General features: G+C 49.3%; 16 protein-coding genes and 1 other annotated feature. Of the genes, 5 read left to right on the forward strand and 11 right to left on the reverse strand.

Features of this window, described 5'->3' with window-relative positions; all coding sequences use genetic code 11:
- Window positions 1-98: 98 nt before the first annotated feature.
- Together leuD and leuC are read right to left on the reverse strand one after the other, a co-directional pair.
- The gene (gene leuD / locus AC3WTP_RS14545; protein ID WP_492395348.1) at window positions 99-713 is read right to left on the reverse strand and encodes a 3-isopropylmalate dehydratase small subunit; all 615 of its coding nucleotides are present in this window, start codon (window positions 711-713) and stop codon (window positions 99-101) included.
- 15 nt (window positions 714-728) lie between these two features.
- Complete coding sequence (leuC, locus tag AC3WTP_RS14550; RefSeq protein ID WP_492395349.1) at window positions 729-2150, reverse strand: 3-isopropylmalate dehydratase large subunit; 1422 nt, start codon at window positions 2148-2150, stop codon at window positions 729-731.
- A gap of 139 nt (window positions 2151-2289) precedes the next feature.
- Between leuC and AC3WTP_RS14555 the strand changes: the two genes are divergently transcribed.
- A complete protein-coding gene (locus AC3WTP_RS14555) occupies window positions 2290-3231 on the forward strand; it encodes a LysR family transcriptional regulator (protein WP_492395350.1) in 942 nt (313 codons plus the stop codon).
- Between the two features lies 1 nt (window position 3232).
- Here the strand turns inward: AC3WTP_RS14555 and AC3WTP_RS14560 are convergent, their stop codons facing one another.
- Both AC3WTP_RS14560 and AC3WTP_RS14565 read right to left on the reverse strand, forming a co-directional pair.
- Window positions 3233-5203, reverse strand: a complete 1971-nt coding sequence (locus tag AC3WTP_RS14560; protein ID WP_492395351.1) for a glycoside hydrolase family 3 protein — start codon at window positions 5201-5203, stop codon at window positions 3233-3235.
- Window positions 5200-6057 carry a carbon-nitrogen family hydrolase gene (locus AC3WTP_RS14565; RefSeq protein WP_492395352.1) on the reverse strand — a complete coding sequence of 286 codons (858 nt, stop codon included), beginning with the start codon at window positions 6055-6057 and terminating at the stop codon, window positions 5200-5202. Before AC3WTP_RS14565 ends, AC3WTP_RS14560 begins: the two co-directional genes overlap by 4 nt.
- Window positions 6058-6250: 193 nt before the next feature.
- Here AC3WTP_RS14565 and AC3WTP_RS14570 point away from each other — a divergent pair, with 193 nt between their 5' ends.
- The 4 genes from AC3WTP_RS14570 (at window position 6251) to proC (ending at window position 10505) form a co-directional block, all read left to right on the forward strand.
- A complete protein-coding gene (locus AC3WTP_RS14570) occupies window positions 6251-6739 on the forward strand; it encodes a type IV secretion system protein VirB6 (RefSeq protein WP_492395353.1) in 489 nt (162 codons plus the stop codon).
- Window positions 6740-6833: 94 nt separating this feature from the next.
- Window positions 6834-7079 (forward strand) — a binding site (T-box leader).
- Between the two features lie 85 nt (window positions 7080-7164).
- Entirely contained in the window at window positions 7165-8265 is a 1101-nt protein-coding gene (gene proB / locus AC3WTP_RS14575) for a glutamate 5-kinase (protein WP_492395354.1), read from the forward strand.
- Between the two features lie 83 nt (window positions 8266-8348).
- Window positions 8349-9596 carry a glutamate-5-semialdehyde dehydrogenase gene (locus AC3WTP_RS14580; protein WP_492395496.1) on the forward strand — a complete coding sequence of 416 codons (1248 nt, stop codon included), beginning with the start codon at window positions 8349-8351 and terminating at the stop codon, window positions 9594-9596.
- Between the two features lie 30 nt (window positions 9597-9626).
- Window positions 9627-10505, forward strand: coding sequence for a pyrroline-5-carboxylate reductase (gene proC, locus AC3WTP_RS14585; protein WP_492395355.1), 879 nt, complete (start codon window positions 9627-9629; stop codon window positions 10503-10505).
- Window positions 10506-10936: 431 nt separating this feature from the next.
- Here proC and AC3WTP_RS14590 read toward each other — a convergent pair whose 3' ends face one another.
- From AC3WTP_RS14590 to AC3WTP_RS14620, 7 genes are all read right to left on the reverse strand, one after another.
- Window positions 10937-11500 carry a sugar O-acetyltransferase gene (locus AC3WTP_RS14590; RefSeq protein WP_492395356.1) on the reverse strand — a complete coding sequence of 188 codons (564 nt, stop codon included), beginning with the start codon at window positions 11498-11500 and terminating at the stop codon, window positions 10937-10939.
- Window positions 11501-11539: 39 nt separating this feature from the next.
- The gene (locus tag AC3WTP_RS14595) at window positions 11540-12217 is read right to left on the reverse strand and encodes a DnaD domain-containing protein (RefSeq protein ID WP_492395357.1); all 678 of its coding nucleotides are present in this window, start codon (window positions 12215-12217) and stop codon (window positions 11540-11542) included.
- Between the two features lie 133 nt (window positions 12218-12350).
- Window positions 12351-13646: an asparagine--tRNA ligase gene (asnS, locus tag AC3WTP_RS14600; protein ID WP_492395358.1), complete on the reverse strand. Its 1296-nt coding sequence runs from the start codon at window positions 13644-13646 to the stop codon at window positions 12351-12353.
- A 23-nt stretch (window positions 13647-13669) separates the two neighbouring features.
- Window positions 13670-14875, reverse strand: coding sequence for an acetate kinase (locus AC3WTP_RS14605; protein WP_492395359.1), 1206 nt, complete (start codon window positions 14873-14875; stop codon window positions 13670-13672).
- Window positions 14872-15744, reverse strand: coding sequence for a 3-hydroxyacyl-CoA dehydrogenase family protein (locus AC3WTP_RS14610; RefSeq protein ID WP_492395360.1), 873 nt, complete (start codon window positions 15742-15744; stop codon window positions 14872-14874). The genes AC3WTP_RS14605 and AC3WTP_RS14610 overlap by 4 nt, the downstream gene beginning before the upstream one ends.
- Before the next feature lie 158 nt (window positions 15745-15902).
- On the reverse strand, window positions 15903-17408 hold the full coding sequence (locus AC3WTP_RS14615; RefSeq protein ID WP_492395361.1) for an AAA family ATPase: 1506 nt from the start codon (window positions 17406-17408) through the stop codon (window positions 15903-15905).
- Window positions 17380-17940, reverse strand: a complete 561-nt coding sequence (locus AC3WTP_RS14620) for a quinolinate synthase (protein WP_492395362.1) — start codon at window positions 17938-17940, stop codon at window positions 17380-17382. The genes AC3WTP_RS14615 and AC3WTP_RS14620 overlap by 29 nt, the downstream gene beginning before the upstream one ends.
- Window positions 17941-18173 lie beyond the last annotated feature (233 nt).

An 18173-nucleotide genomic window follows, 5' to 3' on the forward strand; every position in this document is an offset into this window, starting at 1 on the left:
GTTACAGCACAAAAAAGCATTCCTTGCACCAGTGACGTTCACAGATACAAAGAATGCTAATAGGATAGCTGCACAATCGTTATCTATAAGCAATTGCCTTATGACTGAATCGGATATGCCAATCGATCTGTATGCTTCGTTTCATAAGCGGAGATTGCATCATCATGCTTCAGCGTCAAGCCTATATCGTCCAGACCTTGAAGCAAGAATTGACGGCGATGCTCATCCAGTTCAAAGGAGTAGGATAAGCCTGCATGATCTTTAATCGTCTTCGCTTCCAAATCGATATTCAATTCATAGCCTTCTGTGTTGGCCGTACGCTGGAACAGCTCTTCAACCTGCTCCTCGGAAAGCTTGATTGGCAAAATACCGTTCTTGAAGCAGTTGTTGTAGAAGATATCTGCGAATGACGGCGCAATGACGCAGCGGAAGCCATAGTCGAGAATCGCCCACGGTGCGTGCTCTCGAGAAGAGCCGCAGCCGAAATTAGCACGTGATATCAATACACTTGCACCTTGATAGCGAGGCTTGTTCAGGTCAAACGACGGAATCACGTTGCCCTGCTCGTCGAATCTCCATTCAAAGAATAGGAATTGACCGAAGCCGCTTCGTTCAATGCGTTTCAGAAATTGTTTAGGGATGATGGCATCCGTATCGACATTGACACGGTCAACAGGCGCTACCAATCCAGTTAATGTTGTAAATGGTTGCATCGGATCGTCCTCCTCCTAATTCATGACTTCCGTCTTGATATCCCAGCTACGCACATCGACAAAATGACCTTTAATCGCAGCTGCTGCTGCCATTGCAGGCGATACCAGATGCGTTCGACCGCCGCGTCCTTGACGGCCCTCGAAGTTACGGTTGGATGTTGAAGCACAACGCTGTCCAGGCTGCAGAACGTCAGGGTTCATCGCCAGACACATGCTGCATCCCGCTTCACGCCATTCGAATCCGGCTTCTGTAAAGACTGTATCCAAGCCCTCTGCCTCAGCTTGCAGCTTCACGCGGCCGGAACCAGGCACTACGATTGCTGTTACGTTGCTGCTCACCTTATAACCACGGGCAACTTCAGCTGCAGCGCGCAGGTCCTCGATGCGGCCGTTCGTACAAGAACCGATAAATACGTAGTCAATCGCGATCTCTGTCATCGGCGTGCCAGGTGTCAGCGCCATATATTCAAGCGCCTTTTCGGCAGCTTTACGTTCATTTTCCGTCTTCATATCAGGAGGGTTAGGCACTTGACCCGTTATATCTGTACCCATCCCTGGGCTCGTTCCCCATGTGACTTGTGGAATGAGTGCTTCAACGTCGAACTCGACTACAACATCATATTCCGCACCCTCATCAGTAACAAGCTGCTTCCAACGCTCAATCGCTTGATCGAATTCCGCGCCTTGCGGTACATATTGGCGTCCACGCAGATATTCAAATGTAGTCTCGTCCGGTGCGATAATGCCCGCGCGTGCGCCGCCCTCAATCGACATGTTGCATACCGTCATACGCTCTTCCATCGTCAGCTCACGAATCGCTTCGCCTGTGTACTCGATAACATAGCCCGTCGCAAAGTCAGTGCCATACTTGGCAATGACGCCAAGAATCATATCTTTGGCAGTGACGCCTGGCTTGCGCTTGCCGACAAAGCGAACTTCCATCGTCTTGGACTTCGCTTGCTGCAAGCATTGAGTAGCCATTACATGCTCAACCTCACTCGTACCGATACCAAATGCCAATGCGCCAAATGCACCATGCGTAGAAGTATGGCTATCGCCACAAACGATTGTTTTACCAGGATGAGTCAAGCCGATCTCTGGACCCATAACATGCACAACGCCTTGGTCGATATTGTGAAGGTCGAACAGTTTAACATCAAAGTCTCTGCAGTTGGCAGACAGCGTGTCGATCTGCTGCTTCGAGATCGGATCTGAGATGTTGAAGCGATCTTTCGTCGGTACGTTATGATCCATCGTCGCGTAAGTCAGATCAGGACGGCGTACCTTACGTCCGCTCAAGCGCAGTCCTTCAAATGCTTGCGGGGAAGTCACTTCATGAACCAGATGCAGGTCGATATACAAGATGCTCGGCTTGCCTTCTTCCTGAACGATCACGTGCTCATTCCATATTTTCTCGTACAACGTTTTCTTTGACATATACACTCACCTCTCGCGCCTAATCGCAACAATTCTATTGAACTCAATATAACATTTGCTTCTTCATTGTTCCAAGATATAATATCTATAAGATTGATAGGATGAAACTATAACATTGCGAAAGGTGGTTGCTTCTTCAATGGAAATACGACAGCTGCAATACGCGTTACAGATCGCAGAGGAACGGAACTTCTCTCGTGCGGCTGAGAAGCTGCATATCGCGCAGCCATCGCTCAGTCAACAATTGTCCAAGCTGGAGAAAGAGATCGGTGTTCTGTTGTTTCAACGAACGACCAATTCTGTGGATATGACTTATGCAGGCGAAGTATTCGTAGATCGCGCGCAAAAAATATTGGATTCTCTCGAGCAGCTCAAAAAGGAAATGGCGGATATCTCCCAAACGAAGGCCGGCAAGGTCACGATCGGCACAATGCCCATAACTGGATCGCACCTGCTTCCTCATGTGCTGCCATTATTCCATAAGCACTACCCTGACATCGAGCTTGTCATGTCGGAGGAGCCTTCCACCTCCACGTTAGTAAAGATGACTGCGCAAGGAAAGAACGATCTGTGCCTGTTGTCATTGCCGATACAAGATCCTGCGCTCGACTATGAGCCCATCCTCGAAGAATCGATTATGCTGGCGGTTGCTCAAGATCACCCTCTGAATGCTGCAGATCAGAACAGGAGGGAGCCAGTCCGTCTGGAGCAGATGAAGGACGAGCCCTTTATCTTCTTGAAGCGCGGACAAGGCTTCCGCCAGATCACGATGGACTTGTGCAGCCAAGCGGGCTTTGAGCCGCGTATCGTATTCGAGAGCTCGAACATGGAGACGGTGCAGTCGCTCGTCGCTGCTGGAATGGGCGTGGCGCTTGTCCCTAGATTGATCGCTACGGCGCCGCGCAGTGAATTCGTGCCGGCGTACCTGCCCATCGAAGGCGACCCTTCGCGCACGCTGGTATTGGCCTATCGAAGCGGCCGCTACATGTCCAAGGCTGCGGAAGCTTTTATGCGCACATTAAAAGAGACGGTTGCGACTCAATTCGGCAACCGTCTTCAATCCCCTCTACGGGAGAAATAGCTTATGGAGTTATCGGCATGTGCGCGGCTGTCGGCTCTTGCTTCCACAGCAATCCGGCGGCCGCTCGCAGGTTAGCTTCTGTGAGGCCGTAAGCGGCGATGCTGAACGGCATCCCGCTCAATGCGTTGACATCGTAAGGCGAACTTGTCGCGATCAGTCCATAACGGACCTTTGTCTTGCTCAGTTGATCCAGTGCAGACTGTAATAGCTTGCGCTGCTTGGACTGAAGCTGAGCATCGCGGGAAATGACCAGCACCACGTCAGTCCCAGACTTCTGATCCAGCTGCTTGATGATCGCGCTGATATCGCTCTCCGTCTTAACTACTTTAGTTAGTGTGTCCAGCGTTCGAGATGAGCTGGATGCTTGTTCAGACATCGAATCCATGATTGCGGCGCTAAATTCCTTTAACGCATAGGAATCCGTCCCTACCAGCACGACTCGCTTCACTTGTTCCGTTAAGAATGGCAGCTGATCAGACTCCGCAACGTAGGTGACCGCTTGATCCGCTACACGGCGGGCAAAAGCAGCATCGTCATTGCTCTTCTGCCACTGCTCCGCTTCTGCCAGCCTCTTCTCATAGGGCTGAACATCAACCGGATTTCCCTCTTCATCCAGTAAGCCATATGCGGCTTTCATCCGCAGTATCCGAAGCGCGCTTTCGTTTATTCGCTCCTCCGAGATGACGCCCGCCTGTACTTCCTTCAGCAGCCGCTCTTGGACCCGAGCCGGATTCGGCGGCATCAGAATGACATCGACCCCTGCCTGAACCGCTCGTACCGCTGCTTCTTCCGAGCCGAAGTGCTCCGCAATCGCCCCCATGTTCATCGCGTCCGTCATGACGACGCCGTCGAATTTCAGTTGATCCCGCAGCACCCCGGTTACGATCGTCTTCGATAATGTAGCGGGCAAGTAGATGGACTTGCCATCCTGCTTCGACTTCACTTGGGTGCTGTCGAGTGACGGGACGGTTACATGCCCCGTCATCACGATATCAACACCCGAAGTGATCGCTTCACGGAACGGAACCCAATCGGTCCGTTCCATCTCGTTCGGGGTGTGGTTAAGTACAGGCAGTCCCAGATGGGAATCGACTGCCGTATCGCCATGCCCCGGAAAGTGCTTGACAGCCGCAGGCATGCCAATTTCATGCATGCCTGCGATGTACGCCTTCACGAATTCGCCCACACGCTCAGGCGAAGCCCCGAAGGAACGGATACCGATCACCGGATTATCCGGATTCACGTTCACATCCGCCACCGGGGCGAAGTTCATGTTGAGGCCGAGATGCTGCAGCATCTCGCCAGTTCGACGCGCGGTTTCCGTCGTCAGCTCTGGATCGCCCGTGGCGGCGAGCGCCATATTCCCGTTCATTGCGGATGCATATTGAACTCGCGTCACCAAGCCGCCCTCCTGGTCCGTGCCGATCCACACGGGCACGCTCACATTTAGATGCTGAAGCAATGATGTCGTGCGCACCGTCTGATCAAGCTTTTGGAACTGCTCGCGAAATAGTATGACACCTCCAGGTTGAATCCGCTCCAGTGCGACCGGCAGCTCTACTTGTGGCTGCTCTTGGCTGACAGCAGATATATCCACGTACAGCATCTGTCCAATCTTCTGTTTGAGATCCAGCTTATTCAGCGCCAGCTTAGCAGCCCGTTCATACTTCTCTCGCTCCGGCTCATCTTCCTTCTGCTGTTCATTCGAGTCTGATGAGTCCACCGCATCCGGAGAAGATTGTTCTGTTGACTTATCTCCTGCTTGAATAGGTTGTTTATCGTCCGTACTAGCTCCAGCAGTCTGGACTGAAGTCGGGATGCCTAGCGCCTGTTTCAGCTTTTCAGCGCCATTTCCCCATAATCCATAGCTTGTAACTGCTAATATAACCAAACAACTTATGCTTATTATGCTTACCCAGACAATAGCTCGATTGGATCTCTTCTTTCTTCTGTAATCTGAAGAACGAGTCATTCATTCTCCTCCCTTGGTCGCTCAGAGCGCGCTACAAATCTATAAACATTCGCTTTACGGTCTTGAAATATGGGAATTCTGGCTCTGACTTCCGGAATTAGAGTCATATCCAACCTACCGCAGATCAATGACTCTCCTAGCTCTGTTTCTGCAATAACTTCTCCCCAAGGGTCTATAATTGCAGAATGGCCGCAAAACGTGGTAACTGCACCTGCAGCATCAATGCTTGTACCCATACGATTGCATGCAACGACGGCTATCTGATTCTCGATTGCGCGAGCTCTCAGCAAGGTCTGCCAATGAGCAAGCCGCTGTATCGGCCACTGTGCGGGTACAAACAAAACTTCAACCCCTTCCAGTGCATACGTCCGCACCCATTCAGGAAATCGAAGATCGTAGCAGATGATGACACCGCAGCGTATTCCATCCAAATCAAATATCCCCGCCTCATTGCCCGCAGTCAGATACAGATGCTCGTTCATTAACTGGAACAAATGAGCCTTCTTATAGGCCAGAACTATTTCTCCTTGATTATTGACGACGTAACAGACGTTATAGAGACGGCCGTCTTCTCTGATCGCGACAGAGCCGCCAACTATATGTACATGATGCAATGCAGCCAGTTCCTTCAACAGCTGCTGAGTCGTCTCCCCGTCTGGCTCCGCTAGTTCATGAATTCGATCCCACGCGTATCCCGTATTCCACATCTCTGGAAGCAGAATGACATCCGGTTTTGGAACCGTCATTGCTGCCTCTTCTATCCTCTGAATGACCTCTTCACGGTTGCGTTCTGGTTCACCGATTCGCACATTCATTTGTACGACACTCACGTTCCAGTCTGGTTGTCTGTTCATCCCTATCAACCCCTTCAACCTTCATCGGCAACTGTCATAGGTCGTGCTCCGTCAATTTCCTCGAATCATCTATTTCATCATATCGTTTCATGGATTTCAGTCAAGCTGGGTACAGTAAGAAAGTATTCCCGCGAACGGGAAATCTTAAGTCGTAATGCTGCAATAGTTGTTGATATGAAAGGAGAATACTCGTATGCTGCGAAAAATGACCGTTTGGTTCGTATTCGTGATGATGTTCAGCATGTGCGCCTTTGGACTGCAGACGAATCAACACGCATTCGCCATCGATAATCCAGAATCAGAAAATTTAATTGTACCTCCTGTACAACTGTTCGATATGCAGCAGGAGCGGATCATTAAAACATTTAAGAACGATGACTATTTTCAAAAAGCTGCTAAAGAGTGGTTGAATGGCATATCAGGTATGTCGCCTCAGCTTACCATCGGTAGTAATATGGGTTATATCGTTCGAGTACCTCTTATGGAGCCGTACACGGTCAACCTGAACAAGCATTCATTTGAAACACGAGATGTATTCTTGGTATATGTTCCGAACAAGGCTCCGCTGCTGCTCTTATTCTCAGTGGAACGAAAGACGTATCTTCTCGAGACTAAAGCGAATGTAGGATCGTTTATGCAACGTCTGCTCGAGCCAACAGGCCCAGGCGCCAATCGCGAATAAGCAGTCATGTACTATGCACATCAACCTTTACAGCAATAGAATCACATGGTAAAATTGACGATAACTTTTAACGTGAATGCGTGAGATGATACAACTACATGTGATGATGGGGCCAGTACGCCACAATCGTGTTGCACAGAGAGCAGATGCCATAGGCTGCAAGCATTTGCCGAACATGAAGGCAGAAACCTACCCCGGAGCTTTCGTCCGGCTTGATTATTTAGTACGGCGAACGGATTGCCTCGTTATCGGCTTTAAGCAGGAACAGGAGCTGTGTCAATGACGGCGGCTCATGTTCAATGAAGGTGGTACCGCGGAAGCTAAGACTTTCGTCCTTTATGGATGAAAGTCTTTTTTTATTGTCCGTGTATAGGCCTTAGAGCTTCTCATGCAGCGCATAGCAAAGTAAAGGTGATGAATAAACCATGAATGAACGTATCGTCGTCAAGATTGGCAGCAGTTCCCTAACATCGGAACAAGGCGGATTAAGCAAGGAACGAATTGCATTTTATGCGGCGGAATTGCAGACGCTCTCAGCTTACGGCATGCAGATCGTACTTGTGACGTCCGGCGCGGTGGCGGCAGGATTCCGCCATATCGGCTATGAGTCACGACCTAAGCTTCTGCACGAGAAGCAGGCTGCGGCCGCTGTCGGTCAAGCACTGCTGATGCAGGCGTATCAAGAACATCTTCAACCGTACGGACTAGCCGCAGCGCAAATATTGCTGACACGACAGGACTTCGCTAATCGCAAGCGCGGGCACAATGCCCATATGACGATTGAAGAATTGCTGAAGCAAGGTGTAATTCCGATCGTTAACGAAAATGATACTGTATCCATTGACGAGCTCAAATTCGGCGATAACGATACGCTGTCTGCCCTAGTAGCGAATCTCGTGCACGCCACCCGGCTCGTTATTATTACGGATACCGACGGACTATACACGTCAGATCCACGCAAGGATCCTAAAGCAACCCGCTTTGATCATATTAATCATATTACGGATGAGATCTATGCGTATGCTGGCGGAGCAGGCTCGGCTGTAGGCACAGGCGGAATGCGTTCCAAGCTCGATGCTGCGCGAATTGCTATGCGCGGCGGCGTGCGCGCCTTCGTCGGCTGTGTGAATGAACCTGGTGATCTGCTCAACGCGGTGCAGGGAGCCGGCAAAGGAACGTATTTCGATACTCAGCTTCATTCGCTTCCTGTGAAGAAGCAGTGGCTAGGCTTCCACTCCACCCCGCTCGGGTGCATCGTCGTCGACCAAGGCGCCGAGCATGCATTGCTTGTGAATGGATCCAGTTTGCTGCCAGCAGGCGTAACCAAGGTACAAGGTCAATTTCATGCTGGTGATGTAGTTGAAGTAATCGGGCTGGACGGTAAATTAATCGGCCGCGGAATTGTTAACTACGATAATGAACAGCTGCAGTCGATCGCGGGCTGCTCGACGATGGAAGTGCTGAAGCAATTCGATGTCAGCCGAATAGAAGTTATTCATCGCGATGAGTGGGTTACTTTGCGGTAAACACGCTGCGTGATCCACATTATACTTAACTATATTAATAAATTGAAATTGTTATATTAAACGCACTAAGGAGGAAGCAAATGATGAGTGAGGTACGTGAAAAAGCGCAGTTGGCGAAGCATGCTGCGATCGCGATGAACCGTATGTCTACTGAGGCGAAAAATGAAGCGTTGATGATGATGGCAGACGCTCTTGAGAAGGAGGATGCCTTTATCATTGAAGCTAATCGTAAGGACATCGTGCATGGCCGCGATAATGGCACATCTGAATCGCTGCTCGATCGCTTAATGCTGAACAGCGACCGGATCAAGGGCAATGCTGAGGGACTAAGACAGATCGTCTCGCTGCCAGATCCAATTGGCGATACGCTCGCTTCCTTCGAGCGCCCTAACGGATTGCTTATGGAACAGATACGTGTTCCGCTTGGCGTGATCGGCATGATCTACGAAGCGCGTCCAAACGTTACCGTTGACGCTGCCGGGCTATGCTTGAAGACGGGCAACACCGTCGTTCTGCGCGGCGGTTCAGCTGCGCTTCATACGAACAAAGCGATCGTACAGGTGCTGCATGATGCCCTAAGCAAGTCGCAGCTTCCAACAGATGCGCTACAGCTTGTCGAAGATCCAAGCCGCGCTTCTGTTGATGAAATGCTTAAGCTTAATGGATTACTCGACGTCGTCATTCCGCGCGGCGGCGCATCTCTTATTCAGAATGTCGTACAGAATGCGACTGTGCCTGTCATTGAAACGGGCGCGGGCATCTGCCACACCTTCATCGATGCCTCTGCTCGCCCAGAGATGGCGGCAGAGATCGCTTGGAACGCTAAAGTGCAGCGCCCTTCCGTATGCAATGCGATGGAAACACTGCTCGTTCATGAAGCTTATCCTGCTGATGAGTTCGTGAAGCTGCTGGATCGTTTCCACGAGCGTCAGGTGGAACTGCACGGCTGCGAGCGCGCCGTAAAGCTCGCGCCATATGTACTCCCTGCATCCGAGCAGGATTATGCTACCGAGTATAATGACTACGTATTGAATGTTAAGGTCGTGAACAGTCTGGATGACGCACTGGCTCACATCATACGTTACGGAACGAAGCATTCCGAATGCATCGTGACAGAAGATGAACACAACGCAACTCAGTTCATGTGCGATGTAGATGCCGCTGCTGTTTATCATAACGCTTCTACCCGCTTCACGGATGGATTCGAATTCGGATTTGGCGCCGAGATCGGCATCAGCACACAGAAGCTGCACGCGCGCGGTCCGATGGGGCTGCCTGCTCTTACTTCGAGCAAATACCGAATTTACGGTACAGGTCAGGTTCGCGGCTAAATAGAAGAAAGACTGGATCGGGAGGAACTCATGATGAAATCTGCTGTTGATCAGGACCAACTAAACGACATAACTAGCTTGAACTATTGCTTTTACGGAGCAGGCTCATTAGCAGAAGCATTCGTCAGAGGTATGCTTGCAAATGAAGTAACGACTCCAGCGTGCATTCACATGCTTAATCGAAGCAATAAAGAGCGGCTTGTTTATTTGAATGAACAATACGGTGTAAAGACAAGCAATGAGTATGAGACGAAGGCAAGATGGCTGCACGAGGCGGATGTAATTGTGCTTCTGATGAAGCCGAAGGATGCCTTCGCTGCTTGCAAAGAGCTGCGTCCGCTCCTTCGACCTGAGACATTGGTTGTCTCGGCTGTCGCTGGACTATCGATTGCAGCGATACAGCACATACTGGGTCAAGTCTCTGTCGTTCGCACGATGCCAAACACGTCATGCACGATCGGCCTTGGCGCTACTGGAGTCTGCTTCTCGAACGAAGTTACCGAGCAGCAGCAGCATACCGCGCGTCGTATGCTTACTGCGACCGGAATAGTTGCTGAAGTTGAAGAACAGCTGATGGACACGATTACAGGCGTGTCCGGCAGCGGTCCCGCGTACATTTATTATTTTATGGAAGCCATGATTGAAGCAGGTGTCGCGCAAGGTCTCGAGCCTGAACAGGCACATGCGCTCGTCGTGCAAACTGTGCTTGGCGCTGCCGAGATGGTTCGCCGTACCGGCGAAGCACCAGCTGAGCTTAGACGCAAAGTAACATCTCCAGGAGGTACGACTCAAGCCGCGCTTGAGGTGCTGAATCGGAATCAGCTTAGCGAGACGATTCACACGGCTATCGCGAGCGCGACAGTTCGTGCGACGGAGATGGGTGCTGAGATTGTGAAGCAAATGTCTTGATACGATTGCAATAATTACTGAGGACAGTACAAGTTTGTACGGCTGAGACGTCACTTTTCTGCATCTCATCTCTCAAATGAGGCAATTTTGAGCCTGAGATGCTGTTTTTTGACGTCTCAGCCTCTTTTTTTGACTCGATGAAGCTATTTTGATGGCTGAGACGTCACTTTTCTGCATCTCAGCTCTCGAATGAGGTAATTTTGAGCCTGAGATGCTGTTTTTTGACGTCTCAGGCTCTTTTTCGACTCGACGAAGCTATTTTGACAGCTGAGACGTCTTTTTTCTGCATCTCGGCTCTCGAATGAGGTGATTTTGAGCCTGAGATGTAATTTTATTACGTCTCAGGCACCTTCACACATTATAAATACAAAAATACGCCCCTCTCGCCGCTTTAGGAAGGAATCTTCCTTAACAAGTTGAGGGGCGTTTCATTATTGTATAGCTTTTATGACACGGCATGGATTGCCTGCGGCAAAGACACGCGGCGGGATATCCTTCGTAATGACGCTGCCAGCGCCGATCGTCGTACCTTCACCAATCGTTACTCCCGGGTTCACGATGACGCCACCTCCGAGCCAGACATTATCGCCGATCGTAATCGGCTTGGATTGCTCGATTCCAGTGTTGCGCTCCTCGGGAATAATGGGATGTGTCGCCGTAAAGAGCTGGACATTGGGGCCAAAGAACACATTGTTACCGATCTTGACTGAGCATCCGTCGAGAATGACACAATTAAAGTTAGCGTAAAAATGATCCCCAACTTCAATGTTATAACCATAATCGCATCGGAACGGCGGCTCAATCTCAATATGCGGCCCACAAGCGCCTAAGATCCGCTTCAGTGCAGCTAATCGCCCAACTGTATCCTCAGGATCTGAATTGTTATACTCGACTTGCAGCTTGCGGGCATTGCGCCGATCTTGAATGAGTTCCGCAGAATACCCGTTATACAGCTCCCCGGCGATCATCTTCTCCTTCTCCGTCTTCATTTTCATCGCAGCTCCCTCCGCATCTATGTTGTTAGCACCTCGGGATTATTTGCCCCCGCGGAATTTCTGGCTGTGTACGCGTGCTTCTTCCACCGTCTTGATATTGCTTCGGCTCCACTCGAGAAGGATGCGGTCGATGTATTTAAAATGTATCTTGCCTGCAAATACGGCTTCCTTCAGTGCCAGCAAAATGAATTCACGCGGATATCGGTCTTCATCGATCCAGCCCGCTATCGTTTCATACTCAAATGGAGACAGCGGCCGTCCGAATTCCTTCTCGAATATTTCAAACAGGCTCATCTCAGTCTTATCGGAAGAAGGAGCTGTAGCGCGCTTGCGCTTTCGTTCTTCCCTCATGTCTTCCATCAGCAGCTTGCCCAGCTTATCCCACAGACCGTTCCAATTATAATGTTCATAATGAATATTGGTCGCGGGGTCAACATCTTCATCAATCGCTAAGAAGCCTTCCTTCATCAGACGCTGCAGCGACTCAACAACCGTTGAACCTCCTGCACTCATACGCTGATCCATCTCATCAATTGTGGGAAAGTCATTCATTTCATTCTGTCTAAAGCCCGTCATATGAATCACGAGCATCGCTTCCGTATCTGACAGATGTAAACGTTTATAATGCTGTAACAACAAGTAAGGAAGCGATACTTGACCCGACTGCAACGTATGCGCGATTCCTAATGCATAAGCTCGATATGCTTCACCGCTCATGTTTCGCTTGCCTCCTCCTTTGTAAACAATGAATTAGTATTCGCGTGAATCAAACCATATTTTCATACATGTCTATGTATAGACAACATCCCGCACCACTCATCGTGATACGGGATGTGAATGTATACATGAATTAAGGATACAGACGGTACAACATACGCGGGAACGGAATCGTTTCACGTACATGGTCGATACCGCAGATCCAAGCAACTGTACGCTCTAGACCAAGACCGAAGCCGGAATGCGGCACGGTGCCGTATTTGCGCAGATCGAGGTACCATTGATATGCTTCAGCTGCCAAGTTATGCTCTTGGAAACGCTTCTCCATCAGCTCTGGATCATCGATACGCTGTGAACCGCCAATAATTTCGCCGTAGCCTTCAGGCGCAATCATATCAGCACAGAGCACTACATCTGGGTTCGAAGGATCTGGCTTCATATAGAAAGCCTTGATGTTCGTAGGCCAGTGTGTGATGAATACCGGCTTGTCGTAACGCTCAGCAATCGCTGTTTCGTGAGGCGCTCCGAAGTCTTCACCCCATGGAATGTCGAAGCCTTGCTCTTGCAGGAACTTAATCGCATCATTATACGTAATACGCGGGAACTCGCCAACTACGTTCTCAAGCTTGGATGTGTCGCGTTCCAGCGTTTCAAGCTCAAGTCGGCAATTCGTCAGAACCGACTGTACGATGTAAGATACGAATTGCTCTTGTACACGCAGATTCTCTTCGTGATCAACGAACGCCATCTCCGGCTCGATCATCCAGAACTCGATCAGGTGACGACGAGTCTTGGATTTCTCCGCGCGGAAGGTTGGTCCGAAGGAGTACACTTTACCAAGCGCCATTGCTGCCGCTTCCATGTACAATTGACCGCTCTGCGTCAAGAATGCATCTTCTTCAAAGTACTTCGTATGGAACAATTCTGTCGTACCTTCACACGAGGAAGGTGTTAGAATTGGCGGATCCATCAACGTAAAGCCGCGATCATTAAAGAACTGCTGAACCGCGCGAATCACTTCGCCGCGGATCGCCATAATCGCACGCTGCTTAGGAGCGCGCAGCCAGAGATGACGGTTATCCATCAAGAAGTCTACGCCATGCTCTTTAGGTGTGATCGGGTAATCCTGTGTGATCTGAATAACTTCAACGTCCGTAACCGTCAATTCATATCCAGACTTGGATCGTGGCTCTTCCCGAACAATACCCGTAATATATAGGGAGCTTTCTTGTGTAAGGCTCTTTGTTGCTTCCCACGCTTCTTCAGACAGATCTGTGCGAACTGCTACACCCTGAATGAAGCCTGTTCCGTCGCGCAGTTGCAAGAATTGAATCTTACCGCTCTTACGTTTATTGTGAAGCCAGCAACCGATGCGGACTTCTTCGCCCACATGACGGTTTACTTCGCGAATGACACAAGTTGTCGCCATCGTTTCGCCCTCTCCCTTAACAATTATTTAGCTTCTGTTACGAGGCGATACGTGTCGCGCGCAATCATCAGCTCTTCGTTAGTCGGCACTACCAGCACTTCCACCTTCGAATTAGGAGTGGAGATGCGTCGTGGCTCCTTCGAGCGGATCTTGTTCAGTTCCGGATCAATCTCTACACCCAAGAAATTCAATTTCTCGCATGTATGCTGACGGATAACTACAGAGTTCTCACCAACACCTGCAGTGAACACGATAACATCGACACCATCCATAGCCGCAACGTACGATCCGATGTATTTGCGAAGACGATACACGTACATGTCGAATGCCAATGTTGCATTCGGCTCGCCTTCCGCCATACCATCCGTAATTTCGCGCATATCGCTAGATGAGCCCGAAATTGCCAACAAGCCGCTATGCTTGTTCAGCATGGAGTTCACTTCATTGACCGTCAGGTCTTCCTTCATCATGACAAATGGCACGACAGCCGGATCCAGGTCACCGCTGCGTGTACCCATCATAAGTCCTTCGAGCGGAGTCATCCCCATCGAAGTATCGATCGACTTGCCGCCTTCAACAGCAGTCAAGCTTGCGCCGTTACCGATATGGCAAGTGATGATCTTAAGCTCTTCAACCGGGCGTCCGATCGTTTCTGCTGCCATTTTGCTGACATAATCATGCGATGTGCCGTGGAAGCCATAGCGGCGAACCTTGTGCTTCTTATACAGTACCTTAGGAATCGCATACATGAATGCTTTCTCCGGCATCGTTTGATGGAAAGCAGTATCAAATACGACAACCTGTGGAACATTCGGCATATTAGACTCAACTGCGCGAATACCCATCATATGCGCAGGATTGTGAAGCGGAGCCAAGTCGAATAGACCCGTAATTCCAGCCTTTACTTGAGCATCAACGATAACCGATTGTTTGAACAGATCGCCGCCTTGTACAATTCGATGTCCAACCGCATCGATCTCAGAGATGGACTTGATTACGCCAACATTAGCATCAATGAGCTTGTCCAATACTTTACGAACTGCAGTCGTATGTTCAAGAATCTCACTTACTTCTGTTACTTCATCTGTATGGTGCGGCTCATGAACAAGAATCGAAGAGTCCATGCCGATCCGTTCTACACGGCCTGCTGCCAATACACTTTCATCCGTCATATCATACAATTGGTACTTAAGAGAGGAGCTGCCTGCGTTAATTACGAGAACTTTCATATTCTATCCCCATCCTTGTCATACTTGAAAAATCCGTCGCCCGTTTTCACGCCAAGGTGACCAGCGCGCACCATCTTTTTCAACAACACAGACGGACGATATTTTATATCTCCAAATTCACGGAACATACGCTCCATTGCTGCCATAACGGAATCCAGACCAAAACGGTCCGCCATCTCTAAAGGACCATACTGGAAATTATATCCGATCTTCATCGCATTGTCGATGTCTTCTGCTGATGCCACACCTTCTTGAAGCACATGCAGAGCTTCATTGATGAGAATGCAGATGATGCGAGTTGTCACGAAGCCTGGCGATTCATAAACCATAACGCCCTTCTTCTGTACAACCTCTTCGACAAAGCGTTTCGTTTCAAGGAAAGTTTCTTCCGACGTTTTTAACCCGCGGATAATTTCTACAAGATTAATATTAGCTACTGGATAAATAAAGTGCATGCCAATTACTCGGCTAGGATATTTAGTGGAACTTGCAAGTTCAGTTAAAGATAGTGTTGAAGTGTTGCTTGCTAGAATGATGTTGCTTGGACAAACACGGTCCAATTCAGCAAACACTTCTTTTTTAGCTTCCAAATCTTCGGAGATGGTTTCCACAACCATATCGCAAGAACTTAACTCAGCAAAATGCGTCACTTTGTGAATACGAGATAAGATGAGCTTTTTCTCAGCTTGAGTAATTGCCCACTTTTCCAACTGCTTGTCAAGGCTGAGTTCGATCATTGCATAAGCATGATCCAATTTCTCCGGATTTTGTTCCACCAACAGCACGTCCAGGCCTTTCACAGCAAGCATTTCTGCTATGCCTTGACCCATTGTACCGCCGCCGATGACGCCGATCTTCTTGAAAAACATGATTCCTTCCACCTTTCATGTGACTATGCTCTTCTGTTAGTGTACCCGATAATCGTACACGGTTATCAAAAGGATTTTACGCATAGGATCCTTAATTTATCTTAACATGTTTTAGTGGAATGAAAAGAAAAACCAGCGCTATTTCACGCTGGTAAATATTACTGTTCACTTAATAGACATCTAAAATGATCTCCGGTCAGTTCTTCTTCCGAAACGAGTGCCTCAAGCGCTGTCTCAAAGGTAAGTCTATACCCTTCAAGCAGCTCGCGAGTTCGAATATTCAGCTGTTCCAGTATATCATTCATCTCAGCGGATAACTTCTCTCCAGGAATCTGTGATGATTTCACAATTCCAAGCTTCGTCAAACCTGCATTGACCATAGTCTCAGCAATATTCAACGCTTGCTCAAAGTCACCCTGGGACCCCGTACTGCGATGTCCGTAGAACATCTCTTCCGCAGCCGCGCCGCCAAGAGAAATCATAATCTGCTCTTCAAGAAATGGCAGCGTATATAGATAGCGTTCCTGCTGCGGCTGATGACGAACATATCCAAGCGCTTGACCGCGCGGACATAACGAGATGTGCGATACACTGCCGGGACGCACCGCCTCCGCTACGATAGCATGTCCAAGCTCATGAAGGGCTACACGGCGGCGCTCTTCTTCGTTCGTTTCTCGATCAAGCTTCTCGCCCATCATTACCTTATCGATAGCCATTGCGAGATGATGCGCTGTAATCTCATGTTCTTCCGCACGCATCGCATAGATTGCGCCTTCATTCAATACACTTTCCAGCTGTGCACCCGAGAAGCCAAACGTCTCATCGGCTATCTTGGATAAATGAACATCTGCCGCTAATGGTTTATTTTTAGCGTGAATGCTCAGGATATGCTCGCGGCCTTTCCTGTCAGGCAGATCAACCTGCACATGTCGGTCGAACCGTCCTGGTCGCAGCAGTGCCCCGTCTAGCATCTCTTTGCGGTTCGTTGCAGCCATGACGAGAATTCGCGGCTGTTCATTCGCATACAGACCGTCCATCTCTGTCAGAAGCTGATTGAGCGTCTGATCATATTCCTTCTGCTGTCCGCCCTGTCTCTTTCCGCCAATGACATCAATTTCATCTATGAAGATAACCGCGTTCGCCTTCTTCTCCTTGCGCGCCAATTGACGAGCTTCCTTGAACAGATTGCGCATTCTGCCTGCTCCGACACCGACATACATCTCCACGAACTCACTGCCGGTAACGCCCACAAACACCGCGTCAGCGTAATGAGCGGATGCCTTAGCCATCAGTGTCTTGCCTGTTCCTGGTGGCCCTGTCAACAGCACGCCTTTCAATGGGCGAATGCCGAATTTCTTGATCTCATCCGGCTTAATAAGAAAATCAAGCGCTTCGATCAGCTCGTTCTTTGCTTTTTCTTGTCCGCCTATATCTGAAAAACTCAATTTGGGAACCTTCGTTAAGCCATTCTCCCTGCCGACTTGCAGCTCTCTACTTAACCCGCCGGTATTGCCGCGCAGCTTAGCTGCATATGCAAGTATGCCGAGCGCCGCTCCTGCAAAGAGGATCGGCCAAACATTTACACCGATATACGCAAGGAACAGGACAATTGCTGCACCTGCGCCAATGCTAATCTCAGGCCATAGTTTTTTGTTCTTCTGCATTCGGCCACACCCCCATATGTTCACCCTGCAGCGGCAGTACGATCATTTTGGTGCCTTGTGCTTCTTTAAGCGTGATATATACAAAATGTTCATCCATCTCCGTCTTAACGGACATGCCTGGTACAGTCTTCGCTAATTGATCCAGTTCTTCAGGAATATTGCTGAACTCCTGATGCGCCATCGCCTCTGCTACAGGGAACAGAGCTCTTGACCACCATTCTTCCAGCTTGTCTGTCGTGTGATCATCCTTAATCACAATGCTTATATTACGCTCCTCCGCTTGCTTCAAAGCCTCAGCATAAGCTTTCTGCACAACATCGCGCAGGTCTGCGTCCGGTTCCAAGTCCAATGTAATAACTAATTGCTTGGGCTGCCACTGCACTTCAGAAGCCGCCACCTGCGGTAAGGAAGCGAGCGTTGATTGAAGCGGCGCTTCCTTAACTTGATCGCGGAACAGAAACCATCCGCCAAACAGCAAGGTAACCGAGACGGCCGTTGCCGTGAGCAAGGGTATCCATCGCAGCTTTTTCACTCTACAACACTCCTTCATTTCTAATTCTAATCTATATTAGATCAGTGAGATTATTGATATATACTCTTAATACATCAATGAGTATATCACATCACGATAGATTATCTGTAATGCAATGAGTGGAAGAGTTGTTGCATGCGTGCAAACTCATAGCTTCGCCAACTTATACTGCTTGTTCGTACATGCTCTCGCAAACGACAAAAGCATGCCTGCCTTCCCTCAGGAAGATTAGA

The organism is Paenibacillus sp. EB106-04-04-XG159, from assembly GCF_058791835.1.

Coding starts and splice junctions, on each gene's coding strand:
- leuD (WP_492395348.1), bottom strand. CDS start 713: ATGCAACCATTTACAACATTAACTGGATTGGTAGCGCCTGTTGACCGT.
- leuC (WP_492395349.1), bottom strand. CDS start 2,150: ATGTCAAAGAAAACGTTGTACGAGAAAATATGGAATGAGCACGTGATC.
- AC3WTP_RS14555 (WP_492395350.1), top strand. CDS start 2,290: ATGGAAATACGACAGCTGCAATACGCGTTACAGATCGCAGAGGAACGG.
- AC3WTP_RS14560 (WP_492395351.1), bottom strand. CDS start 5,203: ATGACTCGTTCTTCAGATTACAGAAGAAAGAAGAGATCCAATCGAGCT.
- AC3WTP_RS14565 (WP_492395352.1), bottom strand. CDS start 6,057: ATGAACAGACAACCAGACTGGAACGTGAGTGTCGTACAAATGAATGTG.
- AC3WTP_RS14570 (WP_492395353.1), top strand. CDS start 6,251: ATGCTGCGAAAAATGACCGTTTGGTTCGTATTCGTGATGATGTTCAGC.
- proB (WP_492395354.1), top strand. CDS start 7,165: ATGAATGAACGTATCGTCGTCAAGATTGGCAGCAGTTCCCTAACATCG.
- AC3WTP_RS14580 (WP_492395496.1), top strand. CDS start 8,349: ATGAGTGAGGTACGTGAAAAAGCGCAGTTGGCGAAGCATGCTGCGATC.
- proC (WP_492395355.1), top strand. CDS start 9,627: ATGATGAAATCTGCTGTTGATCAGGACCAACTAAACGACATAACTAGC.
- AC3WTP_RS14590 (WP_492395356.1), bottom strand. CDS start 11,500: ATGAAAATGAAGACGGAGAAGGAGAAGATGATCGCCGGGGAGCTGTAT.
- AC3WTP_RS14595 (WP_492395357.1), bottom strand. CDS start 12,217: ATGAGCGGTGAAGCATATCGAGCTTATGCATTAGGAATCGCGCATACG.
- asnS (WP_492395358.1), bottom strand. CDS start 13,646: ATGGCGACAACTTGTGTCATTCGCGAAGTAAACCGTCATGTGGGCGAA.
- AC3WTP_RS14605 (WP_492395359.1), bottom strand. CDS start 14,875: ATGAAAGTTCTCGTAATTAACGCAGGCAGCTCCTCTCTTAAGTACCAA.
- AC3WTP_RS14610 (WP_492395360.1), bottom strand. CDS start 15,744: ATGTTTTTCAAGAAGATCGGCGTCATCGGCGGCGGTACAATGGGTCAA.
- AC3WTP_RS14615 (WP_492395361.1), bottom strand. CDS start 17,408: ATGCAGAAGAACAAAAAACTATGGCCTGAGATTAGCATTGGCGCAGGT.